General features: G+C 48.8%; 8 protein-coding genes and 1 pseudogene. 4 read left to right on the forward strand and 5 right to left on the reverse strand.

Annotation, left to right across the window (positions count from 1 at the left end; translation table 11 throughout):
* Positions 1-1,112: pseudogene (locus RMO27_RS18020) on the forward strand (carboxypeptidase-like regulatory domain-containing protein); the annotation flags it as partial.
* Positions 1,113-1,204: 92 nt separating this feature from the next.
* Here the strand turns inward: RMO27_RS18020 and thiO are convergent.
* The 4 genes from thiO to RMO27_RS18040 all read right to left on the reverse strand — a co-directional run bounded on the left by thiO (position 1,205) and on the right by RMO27_RS18040 (position 6,058).
* The gene (gene thiO, locus RMO27_RS18025; protein ID WP_309735051.1) at positions 1,205-2,308 is read right to left on the reverse strand and encodes a glycine oxidase ThiO; all 1,104 of its coding nucleotides are present in this window, start codon (positions 2,306-2,308) and stop codon (positions 1,205-1,207) included.
* A gap of 183 nt (positions 2,309-2,491) precedes the next feature.
* On the reverse strand, positions 2,492-4,177 hold the full coding sequence (locus RMO27_RS18030; protein ID WP_309735053.1) for an FAD/NAD(P)-binding protein: 1,686 nt from the start codon (positions 4,175-4,177) through the stop codon (positions 2,492-2,494).
* 296 nt (positions 4,178-4,473) lie between these two features.
* The gene (locus RMO27_RS18035) at positions 4,474-5,184 is read right to left on the reverse strand and encodes an acetyltransferase (RefSeq protein WP_309735055.1); all 711 of its coding nucleotides are present in this window, start codon (positions 5,182-5,184) and stop codon (positions 4,474-4,476) included.
* Between the two features lie 190 nt (positions 5,185-5,374).
* Positions 5,375-6,058 (reverse strand): DUF2232 domain-containing protein, encoded by a 684-nt coding sequence (locus tag RMO27_RS18040; protein ID WP_309735056.1) that lies wholly within the window; start codon positions 6,056-6,058, stop codon positions 5,375-5,377.
* A gap of 199 nt (positions 6,059-6,257) precedes the next feature.
* Here RMO27_RS18040 and RMO27_RS18045 point away from each other — a divergent pair, with 199 nt between their 5' ends.
* The 3 genes from RMO27_RS18045 (at position 6,258) to RMO27_RS18055 (ending at position 8,720) form a co-directional block, all read left to right on the forward strand.
* Positions 6,258-6,860, forward strand: coding sequence for a GNAT family N-acetyltransferase (locus RMO27_RS18045; RefSeq protein ID WP_309735058.1), 603 nt, complete (start codon positions 6,258-6,260; stop codon positions 6,858-6,860).
* 451 nt (positions 6,861-7,311) lie between these two features.
* The gene (locus tag RMO27_RS18050) at positions 7,312-7,842 is read left to right on the forward strand and encodes a DUF2808 domain-containing protein (protein WP_309735061.1); all 531 of its coding nucleotides are present in this window, start codon (positions 7,312-7,314) and stop codon (positions 7,840-7,842) included.
* Positions 7,843-8,081: 239 nt separating this feature from the next.
* Positions 8,082-8,720 carry a L,D-transpeptidase gene (locus RMO27_RS18055; RefSeq protein WP_309735064.1) on the forward strand — a complete coding sequence of 213 codons (639 nt, stop codon included), beginning with the start codon at positions 8,082-8,084 and terminating at the stop codon, positions 8,718-8,720.
* 130 nt (positions 8,721-8,850) lie between these two features.
* Here RMO27_RS18055 and pruA read toward each other — a convergent pair whose 3' ends face one another.
* The gene (gene pruA, locus RMO27_RS18060; protein ID WP_309735067.1) at positions 8,851-11,883 is read right to left on the reverse strand and encodes an L-glutamate gamma-semialdehyde dehydrogenase; all 3,033 of its coding nucleotides are present in this window, start codon (positions 11,881-11,883) and stop codon (positions 8,851-8,853) included.
* Positions 11,884-12,054 lie beyond the last annotated feature (171 nt).

Below are 12,054 nucleotides of genomic sequence, written 5' to 3' on the forward strand. Positions count from 1 at the left end.
CTCCCAATAGCTACAGCAATATTCAGGGGACTTTCGATAGTAATTCTTTCTTGCGTTGGAGTGCCAGTCACCAGCAAAATAACTGGCAGCTCGGCTTTCAAGGCAATGAAATCAGTTTTAACTCGGAAGTTAGTTATCAACTCCCATCCGGCGGTGGCAGCACCCAAAATCTGATCGCCAACTATCAATCGACATACGTCGGTACGCCGACCACTTTGAGCCAATTTAGCTGGCGGTATCAGTCTAATACCTTTCAATCGGAATTAGGCTATGGCTGGAGCGGGTTTGGGCGTGGTGCCAATGCTGGCATCGGCGTCACTTTATCGCCCGGTTTGCAATTAATGGGCAAATATCAAGGGATTTCGGCGTTTACCAGTCGGGAGAGTTTTTCGCTAGAGTTGCAATCCACCCTCGATCTCCAAGGTGGCAGTGCAACTAGTACGCGGGTCGAAGAGTTGCGGACTCGCGGCGGGATTGCGATCCAACCCTTTTTCGATCGCAATAGTAATGGCCAGCAAGATCCAGGGGAGGAAAGCTACTGGCACCCACAATTAATTAGCCTCGACAAAAAAACGCTCAATGCCAGTCAGACGACTCAACTCACCAATCGTGTAGAAGTCCGAGCCGCACCAGGGAGCTATCGGATCGATCTCAATGCCGCTCATCTGCCCGCACACTGGCGGAGTCGGCTGGTCGATGCCGCAGGGCAACCACTCGACTCGATCCGCGTGAATGTCGCCTTGGGGAGTTATACGACGATCGCCATTCCCTTAACGCCGATTTATACGGTGAGAGGGATCGCCCTCGATCCCGCCGGAAAGCCACTGGCTGATACTACTGTGACGGCAATGCAGATTGGGGGCAAAACCGATCGCCGCGAGACAATCACCAAGGCTGATGGTAGTTATGAATTGGCCGATCTAGCGATCGGTGCCTATGAAATCTCCATTCCTGGGCAATCCCCACCCGCTGCCATCGCGATCGCTTCGACTTCGCCAGTGCTCCAACAACTCAATCTCAACCAAACTGGCACTAGTCATGCACCGCCCCGCGATCGCTTGGTGATTAGTAATTGTGAAATGATTTTTGTAAATTGTTGGCAAGGTTTTTAATCGGGTAAATTTCGATCGACTCTCAGCTTAGACAGCAGGAGCCTCACACACTCTGGTATGCAAAAGTATAAATCTTCCACAGTTTTTAAAAATCAAACAGGGTCAAACCGTTGCCAGTTAAAGGCAGATAGTAAATTATCTGCTTGCTGATGCCAAACGAGATCGGCGATTAACTTAGCGGTAATCGGTGTTAATAAAATACCATTGCGATAGTGTCCGGTGACTAGTGTCAGATTGGTAGCAGGACTGGTGCCTAAGATGGGCAACTCGTCGGGCGTCGCTGGCCGAAACCCCCACCACGTTTCGAGTAGTGGAAACTGTTGTAAGGGTGGAAATAACCGCATCGCATTAGTCATCAATTGTTTGACACCCTTGAGTGTATTGGCCGGGGCAAAGCCGACATCTTCACTAGTTGCCCCGATCATAATCCGGCCATCTTGGCGCGGCACGATGTAGATCTCCTCGCCAAATAATACCTGTTGGAGCGGTAAATGCTCCTGCTGCTCGATCGGAACTAAGACCGATAACATTTGCCCTTTTCTCGGTACGACTGGGATGGGTAATAGTTGCTGCGACCAAGCACCAGTGGCGAGGATATAGTGCTGTGCCGAGATATCGCCCTGACTGGTGGCTAGATGCGTTACACGTCCTCGATCGATCTCAATGTTGGTAACTTCGACGCCATCTAAGAATTCAATGCCTAGAGATTGGCTGGCGGCCAACAGCGATCGCATCAAGGCGCGATTATCGACTTGGCCTTCGGCTGGATAGTAATAACCACCAACTACTGTTTCACTCAAACCCGATTGGTGGTGGTGAATCGATCGATCGTCCAACCAATCGATACCTGTTTGAGCTTGATAATACGGTGCCAAAATTCCACATCGCCAGTAGCCTGCAGCGATACCGGAAATCGATTCGATTTTGGCGATCCACTCTGGATACAAATCCCGACTAGCCAAACATAAATCCCACATCGCACCAGTCGGAATGCGTTCGGCCTGCGGTGCCAACATGCCCGCTGCAGCATGTCCGGCGGCAGCATTGAAGTCTTTACCTAAAATAGTGACTGCCGCGCCGAGCAACCGCAGTTCGAGGGCAGTAGCCAATCCAATGACCCCACCACCAATGACTATTATTTCACTACCAGACTGCATCGATCGTTTCTCCACCGCAGCCACTGGGTGGAGCTGCATCTCATGCGATCGAGTCTAACTTAGATTTCGATCGCATTGATAGTAAGCCAGATTACTCACCGATTGCCTCAGTTTAAATATACGATTGATTGGTATAGATCTAGGGTACCCACAAGGGGCACCCCTACAGGTTAATTGTGTAGGGTGCCCTTTATGGGTACCCTCAGATCTCTGCTTTTACTTTTAGACCGCAGGTATCAAGGTTGCGGATGTCGCTGGCTCGGACATCGCGATTTCGGGTGCTACTGCTGTCGATTCTGACAGCAATACTTTGGCTAAGTGCTTGGATAAACCCAAAATTCGCTGACAGCTCTCGGCGTGCCAAACCCGAAAAGTACCATCGATATTGCCCGCAACTAATGGTCCCATCACATAACAGTTGGGACTAGCTTTGAAATTCTGATCGATCGCAAAACCGCGATTCGACTGATTGGGTTGGCAGATCTCCCGCTGGAGGAGATTTTGAATCAGGGGGGAGGAAGACTGGGTGACGTCTTGAAAGCCAGCACAGTTAATAATCGCCCCAATCGGTCGATCGAATACGTGTGGTTGGCGGTGTTCGCTGTCGAGATATTCACAGCCAGCACCGCCCATTGGCAATGGTAATTGTTTGACAAAGCGACCTTTGACAAACTCCAACTTACGTCGCTCGACCAGATCGTTAACGACATCTAGATATTCACCGCCAGCACGGCGTTGGAATTTACCGATTTCGACGGCATATCTGAATACAAATTGCTGTTGTTCTTCTATATTCAGCAGATTCAAGCCCTGCATCACCACCTTGGTAATATCGCCGTAGATATCCGAGATATTGATATTTTGGTCAATAGCGCCAGCGACATCCTGCTCGACGGCGGCCAGAATTTGTTTGGCAGTAAAAGATTCAGTTTGGACTAAAGCGACTAGTGCGTGGGGCGTGTAATCGATCGCTGGAACTTCCCGATTGATGCGATGGGGGAAAGTTGCGGATGGGGAGAGGATGATGAATTTCTCGATCGAATTAGTGACAGCGGGAGAGTTATTGATACTGTAGATCGTATCTAAAGTACTGGCATTCGAGCCGATAATCATCACTTGACGGGCAGCGGGATCGGCGATCTCGGTCAACGATCGACATAACCTGTCGAGATTGAAGTCCAAGGATGGTTCGTACATATCATCGATGTAACACAGCCCCGACTTGACAGCTTCCGCCGACTGCTCGAAGCCCAAATTTGGCGGACTGCCGATCGCCAGTACTAGCTGTTTGGCGGTGAATCGATTGCCACCTGCATCCGTGGTGAGATCGACTAAAAATAATTCGCCATCGCGCTGAATATCCCAAACATCAGCGGTAATCAGATCGCACTCAATTAGTCCCTTGGCGGTAGCGGTGGTTAATGCCGTGCTTAGTCGGGATTGAAGATACAAGCCAAACGTATGACGCGGAATGAATAAATCGTCCCAATCGCCGCGATCGATATCTGCGGCATTATCGTCCAACCATTGGCTTGCTAGTTGACCTTGTGCTGCATAGACTTGACGATCGAACAACCAATCGCGATGCTCATTCAACCAATTGATGAAATCTGTGCGCTCTGGTTGTTGAGGAATAAACTCCTTCAGTGGTGAGATTAATAACGCCGTTCGACCCGATCGATTGCCATACGGAATCCCCGTCCAGAACTCACCAGACTTTTCGGTGACGACAATTTTGATAGGCTGAGTCCGACCCGAGACAAACTGTCGATCCAATCGCTCCAGATAATGCAACAAGGTATATGCTGACGAAATTCCTGCCCCAATGATGGCCAGATCGTAGAATTTTGCGGAAGTTGTTCGATCGGTTGGGAAATTAGTTGGCCAGGTGGAACTCGAATATTGCATGGTGGATGTTTATCTAAGTTGTGTGATAATTTCAGCTTATCTTCCAGATCTTTCTCAAATAAGATTCACGCAATTACCTAGCTAATCCGGAATATTTAAGCAACCTTTTCCAAAATGCAGAAATTGTGTTCGCTGGCGGAGCCACTGACTTGGTCAGATAAATCTTACTTGTCCCATCATATCCGCTCAATTATCGATCGAGATCCGCTAAATCAACGATCGCGTGGTACCAAAAAAATTTCAGCACTTAGCCATAACTACCGATCTGTGACATAAGTTACCTGGTTACCGATCGACTATCGGCGATCGTTCGCGGCGAGCGGCTGTGATGTCGAGCTGAGATCGAGCGGAGCGTAAATCGAGCTGAAGTCCGGCTCCTCGCGAACTTTAATTACTTGAGCGGGATTGCCCACCGCCGTCGCAAAATCAGGAATATCCCGAATTACCACCGCGCCCGCACCCACCGTACACCAGCGACCGATCCGAATACTCGGAATCACGACAGCACCCGCCCCAATATGAGTGCCTTCCCCGACTTGGACGTGACCGCATAACGTGGCGTGTGGCGAAATATGGGCATAGTCCCCGATCGTATTATCGTGGTCGATACTAGCAGCAGTATTGACGAGGACGTGCTCGCCAACAGTGGTACCAGCTTGGACGATCGCGCCATGTAAAATTACCGTCCCAGCACCGACAGTTGCCTTGGCCGAAATAATCGCCGTGCCATGAATGGCAGTACCGTAAATCGCCGCGATCGATCGAGCTAGTTCGGCACGGCGCAAATTATTACCGACACTAATAATCAATGGTGCGTCTAATTCGGGAAACCCTAGCCCCATCAACCGAATCCCGTCGCGAATTTCCATCCCCTTGAACCTAGCATTGGGGGGATTGTCATCAAACATGCCAATTACTTGGATATCGAGGCTGTTGAGGATATCAGTAATCACTTTTGAGTGTCCCCCCGCTCCATACAAATACATGTACTTAGTCGCCAGATTCATAATCGGTAGATATTGTTGATCGAATTTTAGCTGAGATCGCGCCTGCATCCCTAATAACCGAGATCGCCCCAGTAACTAACTATGCTTTAGACTTACCACTGCATCGGCAATCTTTAACAGGCGATCGAGATTGATAGCCTAACCTCGCGATCTTAGGACATGAGTATCGTTTGGGCAAGAGTTAACTAGACTAGAGATCCAGTAATGTATCCACCCACGCTGGTGCTTTGGGAATCGGATTGCCCAGCCGCTCGAACATTAACAGCGCGATCGTGTGGACGACAAAAACATAGACCAGATTGCTCAATAAGAGTGCCAAGAGTACCAAAAATTGGACGATCGGCAAACTCGGTTCGGCGAGAATCCCCAATTGCAGGAATAGCCATTCCACAAGATCCCGAATCCGCGCGATCGCATACGCCCAGAGATCTTCGCCAACTAATACCGAAGTCAACCAAAACTGAAAAAAGACGCCGATACAGCCCAGCAACGCCCCCAGCCAGATCGATAACCCCCAACCCGTCCGTCGTCGCCAACAGGCTCCCAATTGCACCCCCATCAACCCATAGGGAATCACGAACGGAATGCTCCGCGCTGGCCCCATTAGCACTGTCAATAACAACCCCGAAACAAGAGTTGTCATCCACCCCGCGCGACGACCCCAGCGGAGATAGATTAAGGCGATCGGAATTGGGAAAAAGACCCTAAAGATCGGGATACCAGGCACGTAATAACTTAATAACCACAGCAAACTGGTAGTACTAGCCAAAAAAGCCGTTTCCACCATCACGATCGGTGGCTGAGTAATCGGCGGTCGATCGACCGTTGCTGCCCGCTCTTCGGCTGAAGACTGATGCTCGATAGGAGATGCCAAAGGATTGCCTCGATCGCCTGCACGATCGGCTAAATGAGTTATGATGAAGATTCAGTTTGAGTGAGCTTGTCAGTTCTAATTGTAGATCGACTCACTACCAATCTAAATATTCGATCTCTTCGATTAATCATCAAATTGCGATCGACTCGATCGACATTGCAGCGGTTCGGAATTCAGCGCAAACCAGCATCTTTGAGACATGACTGCAAACACCGCAAATATCGCTCAGACGATCGCGCTCGATCCATACCCCATCGAGATTCGGGCCGTGAGAGAAGAAGAAATACATTGCGTCGCGGATATTATCACTCGGAGTTTTCATTTCGACCGCGGCTGGATGGGTTGGTTTACACCATTGTTCAAACTAGGGATTGCTGAAGATCTCCGGCACCGTCTGCGCAGCAACTCAACCAGTTCCCAGCCACACAAAAGCCAGCAGCAAGTTTGCTCGATCGCTGTTTATCCCGATCGCGGCCAAACGCGGGTCGTCGGCACGATCGAAGTCGGCGTCAGAATTAATAATTATCGTCAACCCACTCCACAGCGTTATGTCTATATCTCCAATCTCGCCGTCAGTCGCGACTTCCGGCGGCGGGGCGTAGCCTCAGAACTAATTACTAGTTGCGAAGAACTGACCAAGACATGGGGCTACAGCAAAATCCATCTGCATGTGATGGGTAATAACGAGCGCGGTCGCAATTTATACCAAAAGTTAGGTTACGAGATCGTCTCTAGTGAATTTGTGTGGTCGATTCTGCCCTGGCATCGACCAGAACGATTATTTTTGTGCAAAAATCTCTAGCAAATTGTGATTTAGACTACAGAAAATATAGCAATTATTCGATAGAACCAGATCGATAATAACAGATTGGATGCCACCGCCCCGAATCAAATTTGGACGCTATAAACTCTCAAAACTAGTGATGACAAGCTGTTGGTGGGGAGCACTATCGGAGATCTACACCTAAATAGAACCAACATTAATTTCAGCACAAAATAACGACATCCTATCGTTAGCTATAATCCGATCGCATCCGCTAATTTGCTCAATCTGTAATTTGCTGTAATTATCATTGGGGATCGCCCACTTGTCAGTACCAAACCTGAATTAGGATCGCTAAAAAGTGGCCATTTGTAGACACTTTTACTGATTTTGGCACTAAAATCGAGCGATACTAGTCAATTCATCTTAAATTGATAGTAAAGTTTGAGTAACAGATGCTCAACGTGCGAGATTTTAGTGGAGAACACCAATGTTAAATATTCAGACAGCTCAGAGATTTTTGCCCGTCCTCGCACTTGCTAGTTGCCTCGTAGCCGTCGCTCCGATCGTCGCTAGGTCACAGAGTCTACCAGGATTTACGCTCTTTAGTGGCGTCGATCCGTCCAACCAGCTCAGCTACCGGCTAGATTCTGGCAATCGCAATGCGACCGATCGCTATCGACTCAATATTCCTGGCTCGAAAATCAATCGTCTTGGTGCCGCCCAAATTCAGATTAGTTATCCTGAATATTACAAGGGTAAGTTCGATGATAAAGCGATCGAAGTCTTTGTCGGCGAAAAACAAATCCCCGTCCAAGCCGTAGCCTGGAATCGCGAAAATCAAACCCTCCAAATCGATCTCGCTCAGAGAATCAAAACCAAAGGGGACATCCAAGTGGTGCTCAATAACGTCCAAAATCCCGATGGGGCTGGGATGTATTACTTCACTTGTCAGGTCAAAAGTAGCAGCGAATTTCCCGTAGCACGTTATGTCGGTACCTGGATTTTGAGTATCGACTAGATTTGGCTAGGCTCAATAGTTAGTAAATGAAAAAAGGGCGATTGATCTCATAGATTGATCGCCCTTTTTCAATTGCAAGCGTTAGCAAGTTTTCAAAAAATCTAATGAATCGGACAATTAGCGCAGACAAGAGAGAATAATAGCAATAATAATCGGTCAAAACGCTGACAGTAAAGCTGATAGTTCTGGGCAAATTAAGATCATCAAAATTCGCTCCAGAGTAGACCAGAACTGAAACCATGAACCGATTTGTTAATTCTTTCCTGCTGAAACCTCAAGTTGTCCTAGCAATTGTGATCGTCATCCTACCAGCGATCGCCACAGAGCGGTCTAAAGCGGAACCCGCATCGCATAAAACCAAGCCTACTGCCACAGTAGTGGCTAAAGATTCTACGCCCACAAACCACAATTCAATTAGCAAAAACAATACTACCTCGACGGTAAATCCTGTTGCTATCCAGGTAGCGGCCAAAAGCTTGCCGCCAATTGCCGATGTCAATCTCGTAATCCAGCTAAACGAACGGAAAGTATATGTTTACAAAGGTAGCCAGATCGTTGCTACTTATCCGGTAGCGATCGGGAAAAGAGGCCGCGAAACACCGACTGGAGAATGGCAAGTTATGGAAACGATTGTCAATCCTGGTTGGACGAATTTTAATACGGGTCAAAGGATGTCGCCTGGTAAAAATAATCCGCTCGGCTCGCGCTGGATTGGTTTCTGGACTGATGGAAAAGATACGATCGGTTTTCATGGCACCAACAAACCCGACTCGATCGGTAAAGCCGTATCCAATGGCTGCGTGCGGATGTACGATAAAGATGTCCAGGCACTCTACCCGCTGATTAAAGTCGGTACGATCGTCAGAGTCGTGGAGTAATATAACCTAAGTTGCTAGTATCTCTAGGCGGAAATACGTGTACGGTTTAGTTGTCGCAACTCATAACTCCCAACGAAACTAACATCCTCGACTTTCTCAAAAGGTCAAATGAAAACGTGAAGTTGATCGATTACGTTAATACCGACGGTGCAAAACCTTGACGTTGAGTATTTTCGGTAATCGATCGCGGTTCGAGGAACTGCAATAGATAATCGCGTCCGCCAGCTTTAGAACCGACGCCACTGAGCTTGAAACCGCCAAAGGGTTGTCGATCGACTAAGGCACCAGTAATCCCCCGATTAATATAGAGATTGCCGACTTCAAATTCCTGGTAAGCGCGATCGATATGTGATGGCGTACGGGAGTATAAGCCGCCAGTCAGGGCGAAATTGGTATCATTGGCGATCGATAGGGCTTCGTCGAAATTAGCGGCTTTAATTACTGCCAAAACGGGGCCAAAGATCTCCTCTTGCGCGATCGCGCTGTGCGGATCGACTTCGCTAAAGATTGTCGGACTGACATAGAAGCCATCATCGGGTACGGGCATTTCTAAAGCGAGTTTGGCAGTTTCTTTGCCTTGAGTAATATACTGTTGGATCTTCGATCGAGCGTCGGCATCGATAACGGCACTGAGCTGGGTATCGGGTAGATGGGCTGCGCCGACGGTTAGCGATCGCGTGGCAGCGACTAAGCGATCGAGGAAATTGTCATAAACTGGAGCTAGGACGATCGCGCGGGAGCAAGCCGAACATTTTTGGCCGGCAAAGCCAAAGGTGGAATTCATCACACCGACGACTGCTTGGTCGAGATCGGCACTTTCATCGACGATGATGCCATTTTTGCCGCCCATTTCGGCGATGACGCGTTTGATGTGTTTTTGTCCAGGGCGTAAGATCGCCGAAGCGGCGATAATCTGACAACCGACTTGTTGCGATCCGGTGAAGGCAATTAGATGTATGTCGGGATGCTTAACTAGATGTGCGCCAACGGTCGAACCTTTGGCTGGTAAGTAGTTAAAGACGCCCGCAGGCAGTCCGGCGGCGTGGAGGATTTCGGCAATTTTGGCACCGACGACTGATGATTGCTCAGCAGGTTTGAGCACGACTGTATTCCCAGCGGCGATCGCAGCGACACTCATCCCCATCGCGATCGCCAGGGGAAAGTTCCACGGAGAAATGACGACGACAACGCCGCGCGGTTGATAGATGTAAGTATTATCTTCGCCAGGGAGATTGCGCTGCACGCCGCTTTCCAGGCGTTCCATTTCCTGGGCATAGTAGCGACAGAAATCGATCGCTTCGGACACTTCCGCATCGCTTTCGCGCATCGGTTTGGCGACTTCCCAAGTAATCCACGCGGCTAATTCGGCGCGTTGTGTTTCCATCAAATCTGCTGCTCGTCGCAGGATATCGACTCGGTGCTGGGCACTCAATTGCTTCCAGGTGGCAAAAGCGGATTTGGCGGATTTGACGGCTGCATCGGCTTGCTCGATGCTAGCTAGACCAATTTTCCCGACTACTTGGCTAGAGTTAGCAGGGTTGACTGATTCGATATAGTCCTCAGTTGAGATGGCTCGATCGTTGATGATGGGTAAATAGGTGTTGCCAAATTCATCGAGTACTTTTGCCAGCGCGGTTTGGACGGCTGCCCGCTCGTTGGCGATCGCATAATCCCGATCGCTCGCATTGGTAAATCCATCAAAACTATTACTGGCAGGCGCGCCGTTGTAGTTGCGATCGCGATCGGTCATCACTGGCGCAGCAACTAATTTAGCCAGATCCCGCGACTCACTGCCACTGATCCGGAGGAAGGAGCTATTGGCGGTATTTTCCAACAACCGCCGAATCAAATAAGACATCCCCGGAATCAATTCACCAAACGGACAATATACCCGCACACGATAACCCATATCGGCGATCGCTTTAGTAAACTTGTCGCCCATCCCGTACAGACATTGGAATTCCACGGCACGACTGGGGATCTCTAGCTCCCGGACGATCACGATCGCTTTAGCTAGCGAACGCGCATTGTGAGAACCGATCGCCGCATATAAATACTGATGATGTTCGAGCAGAATTTGCGTCAATCGCTCGTAATTAGCATCCGTGGAAACCTTATCAAAAAAGACGGGGACAGCCCAACCTTGTTGATGAGCGTGAATTGTTTCTCGATCCCAATAGGCACCTTTAACCAAGCGGACGGTAATCGGTTGACCGCGTTCTTTCGCCCAGGCGATTAGTTCGACTAAATCTCGTTCGCTATCGCGTAAATAGCCTTGTAAGGTAATCCCGACATCCGCTCGATCGCGAAATTCCGGCTCGATTAATACTTGTTTGAGAATTTGTAATGTCAGCGATTTGAATTCATATTGCTCCATGTCAAAATGCAGATCGCAGCCCAATTCTTTGGCTCTCCGCAGGAGGATTCTCGCTGGTTCGCTGACTTTTTCGGTTGTTTTCACCGGATCGATCGGATCGAATTGTGAATACAAAGCACTGAGTTTCACCGAAACTTGAACGCGGTTGAGTGCTCCACCATCAGCCCAGTCGATTTGTGCGCTAGGCTCCCACTTTTGGGCGCGATCGGCCAGATCTGCCATGATTGCTAGATAGCGATCGAGATAGCCTTGAGCTTCCGCTTCACTAATCACGGCTTCACCGAGTAAATCCAGCGTAAATGCCAACCGCTCGCGTCGCAATCGCTCGATCGTTTTACTCGCTGCTACCAAATTCTCACCACAGATATATCGCTTGGCAAGTGTGCCTACTGCGGTGGATAGGGTTGTTGCTGCCGCCGTGGCGGTAATTGAGTGGGGATTGTCAGTGCTGAAATTTAATAACGACCGTAAGGCTGGTACTTCGATCGCATCGCTAGCTAAGTACTCTTGCATGTGTCGGGCAATTTCAGCCTTACTTTGCAATGCGGGCAAGCAATCAATTAACCGGAATAACTGCACCCGTAAACCATCATTTTCCATTGTCCAAGCCATCAGCTTGTCATCAATGCGGAGTTCATTTTTGAGTTGTGCTAATTTTGTCCAAATTGAATCTCGATCTGTACCGCTTAATATCTGCTGGGCGATTTTCTGCGTCTGGGATACATACTTGTCAGTATCTATCGAAGTACCAAAATTACGATCCATTGGCTGTATTTGAGCTGTCATCACTCTCACCTATTAGTTATGTGTTTTGTCGGTATCGCTAATAACACTTTTCACAGATTACGATTAATAATCGTCGATCGATCTGCTAATTTTAAAATATTGAGATTGGCAATTTATCTTAGTCTAACTCGATCGTCGATCGAGGCACAACCGCAGATTGAGAGGTGACTT

The organism is Chamaesiphon sp. OTE_75_metabat_556 (genome assembly GCF_031378165.1).
Classification (GTDB): Bacteria; Cyanobacteriota; Cyanobacteriia; order Cyanobacteriales; family Chamaesiphonaceae; genus Chamaesiphon.